At 37.5% G+C, this 18,477-nt stretch carries 14 protein-coding genes; 9 read left to right on the top strand and 5 right to left on the bottom strand.

Annotated features, from left to right (window positions below; all coding sequences use genetic code 11):
• Window positions 1–143: 143 nt before the first annotated feature.
• The 5 genes from LY28_RS01470 to LY28_RS01490 all read right to left on the bottom strand — a co-directional run bounded on the left by LY28_RS01470 (window position 144) and on the right by LY28_RS01490 (window position 7,381).
• Window positions 144–1,361: a cofactor-independent phosphoglycerate mutase gene (locus LY28_RS01470; RefSeq protein ID WP_110460401.1), complete on the bottom strand. Its 1,218-nt coding sequence runs from the start codon at window positions 1,359–1,361 to the stop codon at window positions 144–146.
• A gap of 44 nt (window positions 1,362–1,405) precedes the next feature.
• Entirely contained in the window at window positions 1,406–3,127 is a 1,722-nt protein-coding gene (locus tag LY28_RS01475) for a glutamine--tRNA ligase/YqeY domain fusion protein (RefSeq protein WP_110460402.1), read from the bottom strand.
• 2 nt (window positions 3,128–3,129) lie between these two features.
• A complete protein-coding gene (gene gltX / locus LY28_RS01480) occupies window positions 3,130–4,602 on the bottom strand; it encodes a glutamate--tRNA ligase (RefSeq protein WP_207658048.1) in 1,473 nt (490 codons plus the stop codon).
• A gap of 480 nt (window positions 4,603–5,082) precedes the next feature.
• Window positions 5,083–6,684: a spermidine synthase gene (locus tag LY28_RS01485; protein WP_110460404.1), complete on the bottom strand. Its 1,602-nt coding sequence runs from the start codon at window positions 6,682–6,684 to the stop codon at window positions 5,083–5,085.
• Between the two features lie 499 nt (window positions 6,685–7,183).
• The gene (locus LY28_RS01490) at window positions 7,184–7,381 is read right to left on the bottom strand and encodes a hypothetical protein (RefSeq protein WP_110460405.1); all 198 of its coding nucleotides are present in this window, start codon (window positions 7,379–7,381) and stop codon (window positions 7,184–7,186) included.
• 393 nt (window positions 7,382–7,774) lie between these two features.
• Between LY28_RS01490 and pta the strand changes: the two genes are divergently transcribed.
• From pta to LY28_RS01535, 9 genes are all read left to right on the top strand, one after another.
• Entirely contained in the window at window positions 7,775–8,770 is a 996-nt protein-coding gene (gene pta, locus LY28_RS01495) for a phosphate acetyltransferase (RefSeq protein WP_110460406.1), read from the top strand.
• A 132-nt stretch (window positions 8,771–8,902) separates the two neighbouring features.
• A complete protein-coding gene (locus LY28_RS01500; RefSeq protein ID WP_110460407.1) occupies window positions 8,903–10,096 on the top strand; it encodes an acetate/propionate family kinase in 1,194 nt (397 codons plus the stop codon).
• Window positions 10,097–10,332: 236 nt separating this feature from the next.
• Window positions 10,333–10,830, top strand: coding sequence for a YceD family protein (locus LY28_RS01505; RefSeq protein ID WP_110460408.1), 498 nt, complete (start codon window positions 10,333–10,335; stop codon window positions 10,828–10,830).
• 42 nt (window positions 10,831–10,872) lie between these two features.
• A complete protein-coding gene (gene rpmF, locus LY28_RS01510; protein WP_110460409.1) occupies window positions 10,873–11,055 on the top strand; it encodes a 50S ribosomal protein L32 in 183 nt (60 codons plus the stop codon).
• A gap of 503 nt (window positions 11,056–11,558) precedes the next feature.
• Window positions 11,559–12,881 (top strand): ribosome biogenesis GTPase Der, encoded by a 1,323-nt coding sequence (gene der, locus LY28_RS01515; RefSeq protein ID WP_110460410.1) that lies wholly within the window; start codon window positions 11,559–11,561, stop codon window positions 12,879–12,881.
• 38 nt (window positions 12,882–12,919) lie between these two features.
• Complete coding sequence (gene plsY / locus LY28_RS01520) at window positions 12,920–13,582, top strand: glycerol-3-phosphate 1-O-acyltransferase PlsY (protein ID WP_110460411.1); 663 nt, start codon at window positions 12,920–12,922, stop codon at window positions 13,580–13,582.
• Window positions 13,583–13,816: 234 nt separating this feature from the next.
• Window positions 13,817–14,815, top strand: a complete 999-nt coding sequence (locus tag LY28_RS01525; protein ID WP_110460412.1) for an NAD(P)H-dependent glycerol-3-phosphate dehydrogenase — start codon at window positions 13,817–13,819, stop codon at window positions 14,813–14,815.
• A 234-nt stretch (window positions 14,816–15,049) separates the two neighbouring features.
• Window positions 15,050–16,318 (top strand): stage IV sporulation protein A, encoded by a 1,269-nt coding sequence (gene spoIVA, locus LY28_RS01530; protein ID WP_110460413.1) that lies wholly within the window; start codon window positions 15,050–15,052, stop codon window positions 16,316–16,318.
• Between the two features lie 301 nt (window positions 16,319–16,619).
• Entirely contained in the window at window positions 16,620–18,008 is a 1,389-nt protein-coding gene (locus LY28_RS01535; protein WP_110460414.1) for an AAA family ATPase, read from the top strand.
• Window positions 18,009–18,477 lie beyond the last annotated feature (469 nt).

Consider the following 18,477-nt stretch of genomic DNA (forward strand, 5'->3'; position numbering starts at 1 on the left):
CAGTAATTGACTCAAATCCAATTGAATGGTATTATGCCTTCAAAAAATAAAACCGCAGCCGTTGATTTTCCGGTCACAAGCAAGAGGAAAAAACGGCTGCGGCAAAGCTTACAGACAAATATAAAAGCTCCTCAACTCCATTATTAATCCAGAGCTCCCTTTATAAACAGATCCATTAATTTATAACCGTTATCTACAAATATATTTGTTTTTTTAGCTTCAAATTCATCATAGGAAGAAGCAGGAGAAGCAATTTCCTTTGCACTGTCATATATTATGAACGGAACAGGTTCTGACGTGTGTGTTCTCAGGCTTAACGGAGTGGGGTGATCCGGAAGCACCAGTATCTTATAATCATCATATTTTTTCATTGCCTCCCAAATAGGACCAACCACTTGAGAATCTATCAGCTCTATAGATTTAACCTTATTATCTATCTCATATCTGTGTCCGCTCTCATCCGGTGCCTCAACATGCACGTAAACAAAGTCCTTGCCTTTGTTTATAGCGTCAATGGCGGCATTTGCCTTACCGATAAAATTGGTGTCCACATTGCCTGTGGCCCCTTCAACATTGATAGATTCAAGTCCCGCACATATGCCGATGCCCTTTAAAAGGTCCACGGCAGATATCATTGCACCTGTTTTGCCGTATTTCTCCGGGAAGGAGGATAAAGCAGGCTTTTTGCCTTCACCCCACAGCCAGATGGAATTTGCCGGCCTGAGTCCCCGTTCTTTTCTGGACAGATTTACAGGATGATTTTTTAAGATATCATAGCTCTTTTTCATCATACTTAGCAATAGACCGGATTCTTCTTTTGGCAAGTAACCGGTTATTTTTTTCTCAAGGATATCATGAGGAGGAGTACAGCCAAGACCTGTCTTGCCGTTATTCCAAACCATACAATGTCTATAGCTTATTCCGGCATGAAAAGTGATATCCTCCTTCTTTAGTACTTTATTTACCGCAGCTATCAGTATTCTTGCCTCATCAGTGGAAATCTCATCAGAGCTGTAATCTATCATTGTTTTATCTGAGTATTCCTCTTCCTCTTCAGACAGGTAAACCAGATTACATCTGAGAGCCACATCAGCAGCCGATAATTTGATGCCCATACTTACAGCTTCCAGCGGAGAACGTCCGGTATAATAAACCTCTGGATTGTAACCCATAACGGAAAGATTTGCGGCATCACTTCCGGGTGCTATTCCTTCAGGAATAGTCTTTACCATACCAACAGTACCTTTTTTTGCCAGCATATCTATATTTGGCTTTTTGGCGTATTGAAGGGGAGTCTTATTGTCAAGCTCCGGTACAGGATAATCTGCCATACCGTCTCCTAAAATCACAATATATTTCATCAAATCAAGTCCTTTACATTTAAATTTAAAATAAATATCCGGTATCAGAGATTAGCTTTTACAGCAACCTTTGCCCAAGTATCCTTCAGGCTTACTGTACGGTTAAATATAAGCTTATCTTTACTTGATTCCGTATCTGCACAATAATAACCCATTCTTAAAAACTGGAATCGGTTTCCCGGTTTTGCGCTGACCAGGTCTGGTTCCACCATGCAGTTTTCAAGGATTTGCAAGGAATCAGGGTTAATATTGGATCTGAAGTCTTTTCCTTCTTCAACATCCTCGGGATCAGTTTTTGTAAATAAGTGGTCGTATACGCGAATTTCCGCTTTTACGGCATGTGCTGCAGAAACCCAATGCAAGGTTCCTTTAACCTTTCTTCCGTCAGGAGAGTTTCCGCCCTTTGAGTCCGGATCATAGGTACACCTTAGCTCAATTATTCTGCCGGTTGCCTCATCCTTTATTACTCTTTCACATTTTATAAAATAGGTGTTCTTCAAGCGAACTTCGGTACCGGGGGATAAACGGAAAAATTTCTTTGGGGGATCTTCCATAAAATCCTCCTGTTCAATATATATTTCCTTTGAAAAAGGAATTTTTCTGGTTCCCATATCCGGATTCTCGGGATTGTTTTCAATATCAAACCATTCGACCTGACCCTCGGGATAATTGTCAATAACAACCTTAAGCGGGTTTAATACAGCCATGACCCTTGATGCATTTGCATTTAAATCTTCCCTTATACAATGTTCAAGCAGGGCATAATCAACCATGCTGGTGTTTTTTGCCACACCTATTTTTTCACAGAAGGTTCTTATAGATGACGGAGTGTATCCGCGTCTCCTTAGACCAGAAATAGTTGGCATTCTAGGGTCATCCCAGCCGCTGACATAATTCTCCTTAACCAGCTGTAAAAGCTTGCGCTTACTCATCTGAGTGTATGCAAGGTTTAAACGGGCGAATTCGATTTGTCTCGGCTTGGCAGGCAAGTCGATATTTTCTTTTACCCAGTCGTATAAAGGCCTGTGATCCTCAAATTCCAATGAACATAATGAATGGGTGATGCCCTCAACAACATCCTCTATTGGATGGGCGTAGTCATACATAGGATAAATACACCATTTATCGGCTGTCCTATGGTGATTTGCTCTGGCAATTCTATATATAACAGGGTCTCTCATATTTATATTAGGAGAAGACATATCTATTTTAGCCCGTAATACTTTTGAACCGTCTGCAAATTCACCGCTTTTCATTTTTTCAAAAATGTTAAGGTTTTCTTCAACGGTTCTGTTTCTGTAAGGACTGTTTTTTCCCGAGGAAGTCAAGGTCCCTCTGTATTCCCTCATTTCCTCCGCAGTTAAATCACATACAAAGGCCAGACCTTTTTTTATAAGCTTGACAGCACATTCGTACATGGTTTCAAAGTAATCGGATGCATAAAATATGTTGTCCCAATTAAATCCAAGCCACTTAACATCCTCCTGTATTGACTCAACATATTCAACATCTTCCTTGCTTGGATTTGTATCATCAAAACGAAGATTACACTTTCCTCCATATTTTAGTGCAGTCCCAAAATCAATGCAAATGGCTTTCGCATGACCGATATGGAGATATCCATTGGGCTCCGGCGGAAATCTTGTATATATGACATTATTTGGAACCTTGCCTGCTGCTAAGTCCTCATCAATGAAATCATATATAAAATTTGACGGTGTAAATTCTTCATTGTCCTTTATAGCATTTTTTATTTCGTCTGCCATATTCATACACTCCTATTCGTAGCGGTTTTGAGCTTTTCTGTACCTATTTTAATTCGCCTGAGGGTTTCGTCTTTTCCTAAAATATCAGCTATTTCTATGGCACCGCCGGGTGTTACGGCTTTTCCGGATATCGCTGTTCTTACAGGCCAGAGTAGCAGACTGTTTTTTATGCCTAATGCTTCAATATGGGCAAATAACGCGGCGTGAATTGTTTCTTCATTCCATTGGTTAATTGCTTCTAAAACAGGATATGCAGATATCAGGCTTTCCAGTGAATTCTCCAAGGTAGTTTTACTCTTTTTATGAACATACATGTTAACATCATAATCAGGAAGCTCATTAATAAAATCAATGCTTTCAGGAATTGCTGTTAAAATCTCTGTTCTTATCTGCAGTAATTTGCTTATTTTTAGGGTATCAACATTTTTATCTGCAAATGTTTTTTCATAATAAGGCTCAGCCAGCTTGTCAAACTCCTCAACGGGCATATTTCTGATGTATTCGCCATTCATCCAGGTTAGCTTGTTTATATCAAAAATAGCAGGTGCCTTGCTTATGCCGGATATATCAAAAGCTTCCTCCAGCTCTCTGAGAGAGAATATTTCCTGATTTGTACAGGGACTCCAGCCGAGCAGAACAACATAGTTTACTATTGCTTCTACAAGATACCCCATTGAAACCAAGTCCTCAAATGACGGATCACCGGCTCTTTTGCTGAGCTTTTGACCTGAGGCCTTAAGAATTAAGGGGACATGCACATATGTTGGTATATCCCATCCAAAGGCTTGATATAATAGGTTATATTTAGGAGTGGAAGAGAGATATTCATTACCTCTTACCACATGAGTTATAGCCATTTGATGGTCGTCAATAACATTTGCAAAATTATAGGTAGGCAATCCGTCGGTTTTAATCAGAATCTGATCATCAAGCTCACTGTTTTCAACTGTTATAGTTCCGTAAACGGCATCCTCGAAGCTTGTGGAGCCTGTATCAGGCATTTTTTGCCTGATAACATAAGGTTCATTATCAGCCAGCTTCCGGGCAATTTCTTCTTTTGAAAGCTTTAAGCAATGGCGGTCATATCGGTGCCCATGACCTGCCGCATCCTGTTCATCCTTTAAGCAGGCTAATCTTTCTTTTGTACAGAAGCAGTAGTATGCACTGTCCTGATCAACCAGCTTTTTAGCATATTCCAGATACATGCCTCTTCTTTCGCTCTGAATATAAGGGCCGTAACCTCCGCCCACATCAGGACCTTCATCGTGAACAATTCCTGCAAGCCTCAAGGTTTTATAAATAACATCAACAGCACCTTCAACGTAGCGTTCCTGGTCAGTATCTTCTATTCTTAAAATAAATTTACCGTTATCCTTCTTTGCAATTAAGTATTCATACAATGCAGTCCTTAAATTTCCGATATGCATGTATCCTGTAGGACTGGGTGCATATCTGGTTCTGGTATTTGACATTATTCAATCTCCTTCCATACTTTAAAAGTAATAAAAATAAAAAACCTTCCGTCCATATGCAGGACGAAAGGTTAATCTTCCGCGGTACCACCGTGCTTGGCAAAGCCCTCTTAGTCTCTCTGTAACGGGAGCACCCGTCAGGCTTACTTCGGATTATACATAACAGTGAATAAACCCTGCTCCAGATTCAATCCGTTTCTTCAGCCTAAAGCTCAGATACCTGTTTCCATCAGTGCCCATGCCGGCTTCTCACCACCGCCGGCTCTCTGACAGACAAAACGGTAATGTCCGTTTATGTCCGAGTCTTTTGACTTTAGTCATTATCTGACTTCAGTCATCTTTGACTTATGAACTTAAGGATGTACTTATTATCGTCATTGCCGATAAAGATAGTTTGTAATATTATGATATGCAGTATATTTTTTATATTATATTATTTTATTTGATTTCCTGTCAAGGCTGTAATAGGTTAAAATTTGCTTTTCAATTTAATAATTCAAAAATTCCGTCAAAGCCCTTATGCTCAAAATCCACCATATCCTTAAAATTCTTTAATTCATCCTTGACAATCTCATTCAGAAGGCTTTGTCCCAATACATCAACAGGAGCTAAATCATCAGTAAAAATCAGTTTGGCTTCCGTAACCTCCTTTATATTTGCCTGAACATACTTCGATACCTCGGATAATGGGTTGTCTGAGGCAAGCTTTTTAATATTCTGTTCGAAGCTGCTTTGCATATTGTTGTCATTTGAAGCAAAAAGCAGAACATTGGTACTGTTATTCAGATTGCAGGTATATACCTTCTCCATTACACTTTTTACCGTCTGAGAGAGGTATTGGTTTATAGGATTGTCACCCGTGGATTTCATGTTAATATTCAATATTATAACCCCTTCAGGCTTAAGGTGCTGAGATACTTCTGTGAAAAATTCTTTTGTGGCCATATGAAAGGGGACGGTAATATCATGATAAGCATCTATCATAATTACATCATATAATCCGCATTTTTTATCAGACAGAAAAGTTCTTCCGTCGGTTTCGTAGATATTTGCTTCATCCTCCCTCAAGCTGAAATATTTTTTGGATAAATCAACTATTTTAGAATCAATTTCAACAGCATCGGTATTTATATTGGGGTAATACATTTTTGACTGCTTTGCATATGTGCCTGTGCCGTTTCCTAAAATCAACAGATCAAGCTTATTCTCCGAATCAAAGTTTCTTATAAATTGAGGTGCCATCAGTGCATAATCATAGTAAAGCCCCGATAATTTGTTATCCTTTTTATATATTGACTGAACACCAAAAGCCACATTTGTTGAAAGATATACAGAGTCCTTGTCTTCAGTTACCTGTAAATAGTTGTATAAGGATTCGTCTTCAACCACGCATTCTGTCCAAAATGCATATGAGTTTGATACAGGCAGCAAAAGTATGGCAAAGACAATGATTGTAGTGCCTGAAGCCCTGATTATTTTGGATTTGACAAATACAAAGTAAGTAAGGCAAATAAAGTTTAATACCAGTGAAAAAATCAAAAAGGTTTTATGTGTACCAATATATGGAATGGTTACAAAGGTGGGTAAAAATGTACCTATTATACTGCCTATTGTGTTCATTGCATATATTTTTCCAGCAGTTTTACCGGTATTTTCGATATCATTAACACCAAGCTTGACCAGATAGGGTGAAACCATACCTAAACCTATCATGGGTATTGAAAATAAAATCAAGCAGGATAGGGCAGAACCTGAAATAAGCAAATTTGAAGGAAAGAACAGGGCCAATACACCCATAACACCAACAATAATGTACTTGCCTATAAATGGTATTACTGCAATCCATATGGCAGCCGCCCAAATAATTGTGTATAATCTGTTCATACTGTTATGCTTATCGGCAGAAATACCTCCAATAACATTTCCGATACTGAGTGAAATCATTATCAGCCCTATAATTACCGTCCATATTATCTGAGATGTACCGAAATAAGGCGCCAGAAGTCTTGAAATGCTGAGTTCAACTGCCATGACAGACATTCCGCAAAAAAATGAAGTGGCATATAAAAGAAGCCTTTTTTTCATAAGTAGTTTACCGTATCCTTTCAATTGTTTGCTGCAGTGTGGTGCAGAAAAGTATTGTTTGCCGTACCAGTATAGTTTATAACAATTTGTCAGGTTTGTGAATTATAATTTGGGCCTGCATTCTGTGAAAATAAAAAATACAGGTAGACAGCTACAATTGTTGAAAAGTTATTTTTATGGGTTTTAATTTGATTAGGCTGAAATAAATAATAAAAAATAATTATTGAAAAATTAAATTCACATGTGAATATTATTGAATAATCAAATATGGAATCTAACTTTCCAATTTAAATTACCAAAGTCAATTACTATCGGATAAAGCCCCCAGCTTAAAAGCTTTTCGCTATTAAATTATCGCTTTTCCACAGCAGATATTGCTTTTTAGCTGGCTTTCAACGCAATTTGGAGTCGCAGCTTTCAGCCGATTGACGTAATATAGTTTACATCTAAAATAATATTAAGTAATTTGCATCTGATTATTTTTTAAAATAAAATAATTTTATGCATCTAGATATTGATATATACCTTTATATTGTGATAGTGTCGAAGCAACTACAGGATATATTTGCTGACGCTGTCCGCTTGCTGACCAATCAAGCCTTAAATCATATTTCGGTTTTGCATCATATGCCCACCAGTTGCCGTTACTATCTTGCGCTATGTATTTAGTCCATTTAGGTATAGTATAGAATTTCAACTAAATTGCGCTCCTTTCATATTAAACTTTTTACATTATAATACTAAATTCGATGTATTTCAACAGAAAAAATAAATTTTAATAAATATTTCTTTGGAATAAATTAGACAGGAGAAAATGCTTTAAACTAAAGATAAACAGGCTTGGCGCTGATAGAATTTAAAAGAGCTGAAAAGAATCAATTTTATAAATTGTAATTTTGTATTGTATACAATGAACAATTTGTATATAATAAAAGGTGGAATTTACTTGATTACAGGTTATATGATCAGGTGATAATAATAAAATACATAAATGTATCTAATAATAAAATTATGTCTTAAAGCAATATATAAACTTTTATAATTTAATTTATTGATATTGCCTTAAATAAAGAAAGGGGACTTTATAATTATGAAATTCTTAGAACAAATTGTAGACAGGGCAAAGAAGGATATTAAAACCATTGTGCTTCCTGAAAGTAATGATATCAGAACCCTGAAAGCTGCTGCGATGATTCAGGAGCAAGGTATAGCAAATGTCATTCTGGTTGGCAAAGAGGCAGAAATAAAAAAGCTTGGCGGAGAACTTGATATATCAAAGGCAAAAATTGTCGATCAGACCAGCTTTGAAAAAATGGATGAGTATGTAAATACCTTGTATGAGTTAAGAAAAGCCAAGGGCATGACTGTTGAACAGGCAAGGTCTATATTGTTGGAAAATCCGTTATATTTCGGAATCATGATGGTTAAGGTCGGTGATGCAGACGGAATGGTCGCCGGAGCTGTAAATTCCACTGCAAACACATTAAGACCCGCTCTTCAGATATTAAAAACAGCTCCCGGGGCAAAGCTGGTTTCTGCATTTTTTGTTATGGTTGTTCCGGACTGTGAGTACGGTGAAAATGGTGTTTTTGTATACGGAGACAGCGGACTTGTTGAAAATCCGAATGCAGATGAGCTGTCTGAAATTGCCATTACCTCCGCAAAATCCTTTAATACTCTCGTGCAGGCTGAACCGGTTGTTGCAATGCTTTCATATTCAACATACGGCAGTGCAAAGAGCGAATTGACCGAGAAGGTAATTCAGGCTACAAAGCTTGCAAAGGAAAAAGCGCCTGCTCTCAAGCTGGATGGGGAGCTTCAGGCTGATGCTGCTATTGTTCCTGAAATAGGAAAGTCAAAAGCACCGGGAAGTGATATAGCAGGAAAAGCAAATGTACTTATTTTTCCTGATCTCAATTGTGGCAATATTTCATACAAGCTTACTCAAAGACTTGCTAAGGCAGAAGCCTACGGGCCTATAATTCAGGGCGTAGCAAAGCCTGTTAATGATCTCTCCAGAGGATGCAGCGCTGAGGATATAGTTGGTGTTGTTGCCATAACATGTGTTCAGGCTCAGAATATTTAGGCTTACGGAAAACGAGGCGGAGAGGGCTGAAAATGTGCATGGCGAGCAGAGGCGTTTTCAGATGATATTGATTTATTAGTGTCAAATAAATAAAGACAGAGAAATATAATATATAGAGGAGATGTTTTATAAATGAAAATTTTAGTTATTAATGCAGGCAGTTCTTCATTAAAATATCAGCTTATTGATATGGCAAATGAATCAGTTCTTGCAAAGGGTCTATGCGACAGAATAGGTATTGATAACTCATTTATTAAGCAAACAAGAGGTTCTGAAAAGGCTGTTGTACTTAATAAAATATTGAAAAATCATAAGGATGCCATTGAGGCAGTTATCAGTGCTCTTACCGATGAGAGTATAGGTGTAATTAAGAATATGTCTGAAATATCAGCAGTAGGACATAGAATTGTTCACGGCGGTGAGAAATTCAACAGCTCTGCAATAATTGATGAAAAGGTTATGGAGGCTGTAAGAGAGTGCATTGATATAGCACCGCTTCACAATCCGCCAAATATTATCGGTATAGAGGCCTGTCAGGCAATAATGCCCGAGGTTCCTATGGTAGCTGTTTTTGATACTACCTTCCACAGTGCAATGCCGGAATATGCATATCTGTATGCTTTGCCTTATGAATTATATGAGAAGTACGGCATAAGAAAATATGGTTTTCACGGAACCTCCCACAAATTTGTTGCAGAGAGAGCAGCAGAAATGTTAGGAAAGCCTCTTAGTGAATTGAAAATAATTACCTGCCACCTTGGAAATGGTTCAAGTATTTGTGCTGTTAACAAAGGCAAGTCTGTTGACACTTCAATGGGCTTTACTCCGCTTCCCGGTTTGGCAATGGGAACGAGATGCGGTAATATTGACCCTGAGGTTGTAACTTTTTTAATGGATAAGGAAAAGCTTGATATTAAAGGTGTAAGCACTCTTTTAAATAAGAAGTCCGGAGTTTTGGGCGTATCCGGAATAAGCAGTGATTTCAGGGATATACAGGCAGCTGCCAGAGAAAATAATAAAAGAGCAAAGCTTGCGCTTGATATTTTCTGCTATGATTGTAAAAAGTTCATTGGCGCATATATAAGCGCAATGAATGGTGTGGATGCAATTGTATTTACTGCCGGTGTCGGAGAGAATGACTATGATATCAGAAAACGTATTGTTGACGATATGGATTTCTTCGGGATTAAAATTGATGAGGATAAGAACTGTGTAAGCGGTAAGGAAGTAAATATCAGTGCTGCCGATGCAAAAGTAAGCACACTTGTTATTCCCACAAATGAAGAGCTTGCCATAGCAAGAGAAGCATTAAGATTATTGAAATAATTTATGACAACTTGGATTTTTACTAAGGTCAATTATGGTTCAAGCCTTTACAACGGTAGAATATCGGGAGTGATATCTTCTTTTAGGCGGATTAGGCTTTTAAGCAGTTTTTGAATACAGGCTGGGGTTTGTAAAATAGGTTAGATTAATTAATATAAAATTATCCGAAATTGAATTATTGACAAATGCTGTATTAGTTAGTATAATATCAATTGTCGGTTTTTAAGAGGTTACTGATGAGAGTAAACGTATCTGATATTGTTAAAACTGAAGGTGCAGGCATAGATGTCAATTATTATGGTGATTTGTCTGGATTGCGGGAGTTTGATAATTCAGTAGATTTTAAGCCTTCTTTTAAGTTTACAGGCCGTATAGTCAATTTAGGCGGACTGTTAAAGCTGAGTGGTGAACTTCATTTTGAATTTGTTGCAGATTGCCTCAGATGTCTTGAACGCATTGAAACAGTGATGGATATAGAGGTGAAGGAGGTCTTTGTTGAGGTTATTGATTCTGATGAGGCCGATGCATATATATATGAAGGTAATGTTGTTGACATTGAAAAGCCACTTATTGACAACATATTACTTGCTATGCCTACAAAAATTATTTGCAGTGATGACTGTAAGGGTTTATGTAAGCATTGCGGTGCTAATTTAAATTTTAAAAATTGTAATTGTGATGAAAGCAAAATAGTAGATTCAAGAATGGAAATTCTTAAGGACTTTTTCAAATAGGTTTCTACTTAGATGGTTGCATTATGTAGGGAGGTGTTATTGATGGCAAACCCAAGGAATAGATTTTCCAAAGCTAGGACAGGTAAAAGAAGATCCCAGTGGAAACTGGCGTCTCCAACCTTAGTAAGCTGCCCGCAGTGTCATACTTATAAGCTGCCTCACAGGGTATGTGGTGAATGTGGTTATTATGATGGCAAACAGGTTGTTAAAGTAGAAGCTAAATAATAATATTGTCATTAAAGCAGCAGGAATTATTCTTGCTGCTTTTTGATTTGTTGATTAAAAAATTGAATTGCAAAGGCTTAGTTTCGCAAGCGGGTAAAACCGCCTTGTATTTTTTGCTCAATTGTTGATGATAATATTGGTAAGCTAATAGGCTTAACCCATAGGACTATGTTCGGACAGCTTTTTATATTATGGTGTATAAAATGTGCGGTAATAAAAACAAACAAAATTACAATTATTAGTTATGAAAAAGAAAGAGAAGTGTTGCTGCAGGTAGACTTGTTTATTAAAATATATTACAATTGGTAGATGAAATAATCAAGATATTTAAGGACATAGAAATAAATGTATTGATATAGAAAATAAATTTTCAGGCCTCATGTTAATGTCTGCTGGCTGCCGACAGGCAAGGATATTGTTGAACAGCTGAAATACAAGGACTTGTGGCAGTAATTATTATAAGCAGAGGTATTTGTTTTTTACAAAATTCGGAGGTGTAAATTTTGAGTAAGCCTATTGTGGCAGTGGTAGGAAGGCCTAATGTTGGAAAATCAACATTTTTTAATTATTTAGCCGGCAGCAGAATTTCTATTGTAGAGGATACTCCCGGTGTTACAAGAGATAGAATATATACGGAAATTGAATGGAGAAGCAAGAAGTTTACATTGATAGATACAGGTGGAATAGAGCCGTATTCTGAGGACATAATAATGCAGCAGATGAAGCGTCAGGCGGAGATTGCCATTGAGACTGCCGATGTTATTATTTTTATGGTTGACGCAAAAGAAGGAATGACAGCGACAGACAAGGAAGTTGCAACAATGCTGCGCAAATCTCAGAAGCCGGTTATTCTTACGGTAAATAAGGTGGATAAGGTTGGAGACCCACCGCCGGAAGTATATGAATTTTACAATTTGGCTATAGGTGAAATGATTGTTATATCTTCAGTACACGGTTTGGGTATGGGCGACTTGCTGGATGCTGTTTTTGAGCATTTTCCGGAAGATGCGGGCAATGACGAAGATGAAGATGTTATTAAGGTTGCTGTTGTAGGCAAGCCGAATGCGGGGAAATCTTCGCTTATTAATGCAATACTTGGAGAAGAACGTGTTATAGTCAGCAATATTCCGGGGACGACGAGGGATGCAATTGATACTCATGTTGAGATTGAAGGGCAGAAGTATACATTTATAGATACTGCCGGCATCAGAAAAAGAAGCAAGATTAATGAAAATATTGAAAAATACAGTGCTATAAGGTCATGGACTGCTATTGAACGTGCAGATGTATGTTTGATATTGATTGATGCGGAGGATGGAGTTACAGAGCAGGACACTAAAATCGCAGGTTATGCGCATGATCAGGGAAAGGCATCAATTATTGTAATTAATAAATGGGATTTAGTTGTAAAGGAAACGGGAACTTTGGAGGAATACAGGAGACAAGTCAATGAGAGCCTAGGTTTTATGACGTATGCTCCGGTATTGTTTATTTCTGCTAAAACAGGACAAAGAGTAAACAAGATTTATGAGCTTATAAAATATGTGGCAAATCAATCTTCATTCAGAATATCCACAGGGATGCTTAATGACATAGTAAATGAAGCCGTTGCTATGGTTCAGCCTCCATCCGACAAAGGAAAAAAATTAAAGATATACTATATGACTCAGGTTGGTATAAAGCCTCCGTCATTCGTTATATTTGTTAACGAAACAAAGCTGTTTCATTATTCATATGAAAGGTATCTTGAAAATCAGCTAAGAAAGAACTTCGGCTTTGAAGGTACTCCTCTGCGTTTTATTCACAGGCAGCGTGAGAAGGAGTAAGCTTATTTAAAGACACTTTATGATTTGCGGAGGTTGAAATGGGGCTTTTAATAATTAGAATAACATTAGTTTTGATTACGGGATATCTTTTAGGCAGTTTAAATACCTCGATAATTGTGGGCAAATGCTATGGAGTGGATATTCGCAAGCATGGAAGCGGAAATGCGGGAATGACCAATACCTTGAGAAACCTTGGAAAGACAGCGGCTGCTCTTGTGGTTCTTGGTGATATATTAAAGGGAGTACTGTCATTTATAATAGGGAACTTAATTGTAGATTCCGGAGCTATGGTAAGTATTTTGGGAAGTCATTTGCCGGCAGCAGCCGGTGTGGGAGGAATGTTTGGCGGAATTGCTGCAATTGCAGGCCATAATTGGCCGCTGTATTTTGGCTTTAAAGGTGGAAAGGGTATTTTGACATCTTTTTCTGTTGTAATGATGATGGATTGGCAGCTGGGTATTATGCTTTTGGGCTTGTTTCTGATTGTTGTTATTATTTCAAGATATGTTTCGTTAAGCTCTATAATAGCATGTGCAGTATTTCCAGCGGCGGCGTATATAAAGGGGAATGGAACAGTATTTACAGTCTTTGCATTAATAGTGGCATTACTTGCAATATCCAGACATCATGCCAATATTAAGCGGTTGATTAATGGAACAGAACCGAAAATAGGGAAGAAAAATAAGGATAACTCGAAGTAAATTATGTTTATAAGCCTTTGAGGTAAATATCAAGGACGATATTGTCTTTTTAGGCTAATTAAGCTTTTAAGCTAATTTCAAACGCAGTTTGGGCTTGAATTTGTTTTGACTTTAGGAGGCTTCAGCCTCAAACCCAAGCTATCGGCTGATGGAATCAGGCTTTAGCCGATAGTAATTGACTTTTAGGAAAAAACATATTTTTTAAATAGATAAGTTATTATTTAGGAGGCAGACATGAACAGAAATGTAGCGGTTATTGGTGCAGGAAGTATGGGAGTAGCCATGGCGATTTTACTGTCAAAAAACGGTAATAATGTTGCGGTATGGTCGCCTATGAATGATGAAATAAGCATGCTTAAAGCAAACAGAGAACATGTCACCAGATTGCCTGGAGCGAAAATACCTGATAGTGTTGAATTTACTTCAGATATTGAAATCGCAGCTAAGGACAGTGAGGTTGTGGTACTGGCTGTTCCATCACAGACAACAAGGCAAAATTGCAGAGCACTTTCAAAGCTTATTTCGGCAGATACTATTGTAGTAACTTGTTCAAAGGGGATTGAGGATAGCAGCTGTAAGCTGCTTTCTGAAATTATGCAGGAGGAACTTCCCAATAACAGCATTGCAGTTTTATCAGGTCCAAGCCATGCCGAGGAAATAGCAAGGGATATTCCGACAACAGTGGTTGCGGCATCTGATAAAATTCAGGTAGCACAGTTTCTGCAGGATTTATTTATGACCCCTAATTTCAGAGTATACACTAATACGGATGTGGTTGGTGTTGAACTGGGAGGAGCTTTAAAAAATATTATAGCACTGTGTGCGGGGATATCTGATGGACTGGGATATGGAGATAATACCAAGGCCGCACTGATGACAAGAGGGATAGCTGAGATATCCAGACTTGGTGTTGCGATGGGCGGAAATGCAGATACATTTTCAGGGCTGACAGGTGTAGGTGACCTGATTGTTACCTGCACAAGCATGCACAGCAGAAACAGAAGAGCCGGGATACTGATAGGACAGGGAAAGAGTGTTCAGCAAGCTCTGGAAGAGGTGAATATGGTAGTTGAGGGAGTTGCAACTACAAAGCCTGCATATGAATTGGCAAAAAAGCTGGAGGTATCAATGCCGATAACTAACGAAGCCTACAGTATTTTATATGAAGGCAAGAACCCCAGATTTGCGGTGGGAGACTTGATGACCAGAGACAAAAAGACTGAGATGCAATAATAAAAGCGTATAATTTTACCAAGGACAATTACGGCTAAAAGCCTTAGGACGATAGTGATTGACTTTTTTATGCAGTTAAAAGGCCTATATTGATTTTATAAAAAACTCAAGAAATAATTATCTTGAGTTTTTATTTTTTTGTAATAATAACTTTTTTAAGACATATATTTAATATTGAACAAGACAAAATGCATAGCCTGATGGGCATGTAGCAATATAGGGGAGGGTTCTAGGGTGGAAAAATTCAACATATACCAGCAAATAGCTGAAAGAACTCAGGGGGATATTTATATAGGTATTGTGGGACCTGTTAGAACTGGAAAATCAACTTTTATAAAAAGGTTTATGGATTTGTTGGTTATTCCGAATATAGAGAACACATATCAAAAGGAAAGAGCTATAGACGAACTTCCGCAAAGTGCATCTGGAAGGACTATAATGACTACCGAACCTAAATTCATCCCCAATGAGGCAGTTGAAATATCTATTGATGACAACGTGCAGCTGAAGGTAAGAATGATTGATTGTGTAGGATATATGGTGAAAGGTGCTATGGGACACTTGGAAAATGAGGCTCCGAGGATGGTTTCAACTCCATGGTATGATTACCAGATTCCTTTTGAGGAAGCAGCTGAAATAGGAACAAGAAAAGTGATTAACGAGCATTCAACGATCGGAATAGTTATAACTACAGATGGCAGCATCGCAGATATCGAAAGAGAAGATTATGTGGAAGCTGAAAAGAGGGTAATAAATGAGCTGAAAGCTATAAATAAGCCATTTGTAATTATAATAAACTCAACCAGACCAAGAAATGATGAAACCTTGAGGCTGTGTGATGAGCTTGAGCAAAAATATGGCGTGGCAGTACTGGCAATGGATTGTCTGCAGCTTAGGATCGATGATGTTGATTCAATAATGGAAAGAATTCTTCAGGAATTTCCAATCTCGGAAATTGGCATTAATATTCCGAAATGGGTTGAAGCTCTGGATGACTCTCACTGGCTTAAAAGTGAAATCATTGATTCAATCAGAAGCACATTTAAAGCTTCAAGCAGGATAAGAGAAATAAAGGCTGCTGTGAGTTCATTTGAAAATTACGATTTCATTAAGAAAATATCTATCGATAAGGTAAGCTTGGGTGAGGGTACAATACTCATTGATTTGACAACGGCAGACGGCTTGCTGTACAGAATTCTGAGCGAGGAGTCCGGAATGGAGATTGAGGGCGAGCACAGGCTTATAAGCTTGATTAAGGAACTGGCGAAAGTAAAAAAAGAGTATGATAGGGTAGAATATGCACTTCATGAAGTAAAGATAAAGGGCTACGGAATGGTTTCTCCGCAAATGGATGAGCTTACTCTGGAAGAACCTGAAATAATCAAGCAGGGCAACAGATACGGCGTTAAGCTCCATGCAAGTGCTCCGTCTATACATATTGATTGGAACAAACAGAAGTGTAAAAAATGTTCGAGGTGTTCCAGGAACGAAAAAACAGCATGATTTTATTTATAATATTTATGTGTATTTAACAGTTTAATATATTTAACTTAGGCAACTGATTTTATCAGTTGTTTTTTTGTATAACTAAAACGAGGAGAACAATATTATGAGAAAAATTCAGAAGCTATTTCGCAGTCGGTATCTGACCCTCCATAAAATTATCCAATTAGCTTTGGATACTGAAAAGGGAAATTGTATATTTATTCATATATTAGTATAGACATAAATAGAATAGTTAATAATAGTTATACTTGAAATTATAATAATATATAGTATAATTATTTCGAGAGGAGTGAATCAAATGAAAAGTTTTATTGACAGAGAACAAGAAATGCAATTTTTAAATAACGAATATAATCGAAAGGGTTCTTCTCTGGTGGTTCTTTATGGTAGGCGAAGGGTAGGCAAAACAGAGCTGTCAGCTGCGTTTATGCGAAACAAAAATGCAATGTATTTTCTTGTTACCGAGGAAAGTGAGCTGCAAAACCGCAATGCATTTAAGGAGGCAATAGCGGACTTCTGCGATAATGACCTATTAAGACATGCAAAGGTGGACAGCTGGGAAATTTTATTTAAGACACTTCTTTCAGAAGCTTTAGGAGAAAAGCTTATTTTAGTAATCGATGAATTTCAGTATATTGGAAAATCAAATCCGGCATTTCCATCAATTTTTCAAAAGATATGGGACACTATGCTGAAGGATCAAAATATCATGGTAATACTCTGCGGATCGTTGATATCTATGATGGAGAGTCAGACCCTGAATTATAACAGTCCATTATACGGCAGACGAACAGGACAGATTAAGCTGAAGCAGATTCCTTTTGCATATTATCAGGAGTTCTTCCCGAACAAGAAACGAAAGGATCTAATCGGGCATTATGCGGTTACAGGTGGCGTACCCAAATATATAGAGCTTTTTTATGATAGTGAGGATCTCTATTCTGCAATTGATAAAAATGTATTATCAAAACAAAGCTTTCTTTACGATGAGCCGAATTTCTTATTGCAGCGTGAGGTCACAGAGGTGGGAAGCTATTTTTCCGTTATAAAAGCAATTGCGGCAGGTAATCAAAAGCTGGCTAAAATAGCCGGAACCTTGGAATTAAAGCAAACTGGATTAACTAAATATCTGAAGACTTTAATAGACCTTGATATTTTGGAACGGGAAGTTCCTATTACAGAATTAAATCCTGAAAAAAGCAAGATGGGACTATATAAAATAAAAGATAATTTTATTCTTTTCTGGTTCAAGTTTATCTATCCGAATTTAAGCTTTATTGAGTCAGGAAATAAAGAGCTTGCCATGAAAAAGATACGGGCGAATCTGACGGATGGGCATATAGGGTACGTATACGAAGATATATGCATAGAGGAAATGTGGAAGCTTAATGCTGAGGGGAAATGGGACTTTACTTTTGATAGGGCAGGCAGATGGTGGAATAACAACAAGGAAATTGATATAGTTGCTTTTGACAGCACCGGAACAGATATCATATTTGGAGAGTGCAAATATTGGGAAGGCAAGGTTGGAGTCAATGTTCTCTCTGCACTTGAAGAAAAGGCAAAGGCGGTTGGGTGGAAAAAGGATCTCCGCAGAGAGCATTTCATCCTTTTTAGTATTAATGGATTTACAGAGGAGCTGGTTGAACTGGTTAAGACAAGAAACAATGTTGTTCTGAGGGAGTGAACAATTTAATCCAATATTTTACAATAATTTAATTAGAAGCTTTAGTGTCTGTATAATGGGGTTAACTCCACTCCTTCCATGCGAAGCCTTTAGGTCAACCTATTGGAACCTAACCCACCGGCTTCTAGCCGGTAATAATTTAGTTTCCAAAATAAAAGTATTCATTTATTCCTAGGCAAGCATTTTTAAGAGAGGGGTGCGGACATAAAGTCTGTAAATCCAGTTTTCTATGATAAAATTAAAAATCATAGGAGGCTGGATTTTTTATGGATAATAAAAAATCGGAATGACAAAAGGTAAAAGAAGCATCATTGTATCTTGCACCTCAGATATGAATTTTATGAAAGGTCAGAAAACACAAGTTTCTGTAATTGTACTGTATAATTTAAGAAAGAATATTCTGAAAAATTGGGATTTGAAAGCAAATTGATTTGCTTCACTAAAAATAGATAATTTTTATAATTTATGC

The organism is Ruminiclostridium sufflavum DSM 19573, from assembly GCF_003208175.1.
Taxonomy (GTDB): Bacteria; Bacillota; Clostridia; order Acetivibrionales; family DSM-1351; genus Ruminiclostridium; species Ruminiclostridium sufflavum.

What these genes read in the sequence shown, in the direction of transcription:
- LY28_RS01470 (WP_110460401.1), bottom strand. Translation starts at nt 1,361, where the DNA reads ATGAAATATATTGTGATTTTAGGAGACGGTATGGCAGATTATCCTGTA.
- LY28_RS01475 (WP_110460402.1), bottom strand. Translation starts at nt 3,127, where the DNA reads ATGGCAGACGAAATAAAAAATGCTATAAAGGACAATGAAGAATTTACA.
- LY28_RS01485 (WP_110460404.1), bottom strand. Translation starts at nt 6,684, where the DNA reads ATGAAAAAAAGGCTTCTTTTATATGCCACTTCATTTTTTTGCGGAATG.
- pta (WP_110460406.1), top strand. Translation starts at nt 7,775, where the DNA reads ATGAAATTCTTAGAACAAATTGTAGACAGGGCAAAGAAGGATATTAAA.
- LY28_RS01500 (WP_110460407.1), top strand. Translation starts at nt 8,903, where the DNA reads ATGAAAATTTTAGTTATTAATGCAGGCAGTTCTTCATTAAAATATCAG.
- LY28_RS01505 (WP_110460408.1), top strand. Translation starts at nt 10,333, where the DNA reads ATGAGAGTAAACGTATCTGATATTGTTAAAACTGAAGGTGCAGGCATA.
- rpmF (WP_110460409.1), top strand. Translation starts at nt 10,873, where the DNA reads ATGGCAAACCCAAGGAATAGATTTTCCAAAGCTAGGACAGGTAAAAGA.
- plsY (WP_110460411.1), top strand. Translation starts at nt 12,920, where the DNA reads ATGGGGCTTTTAATAATTAGAATAACATTAGTTTTGATTACGGGATAT.
- LY28_RS01525 (WP_110460412.1), top strand. Translation starts at nt 13,817, where the DNA reads ATGAACAGAAATGTAGCGGTTATTGGTGCAGGAAGTATGGGAGTAGCC.
- LY28_RS01535 (WP_110460414.1), top strand. Translation starts at nt 16,620, where the DNA reads ATGAAAAGTTTTATTGACAGAGAACAAGAAATGCAATTTTTAAATAAC.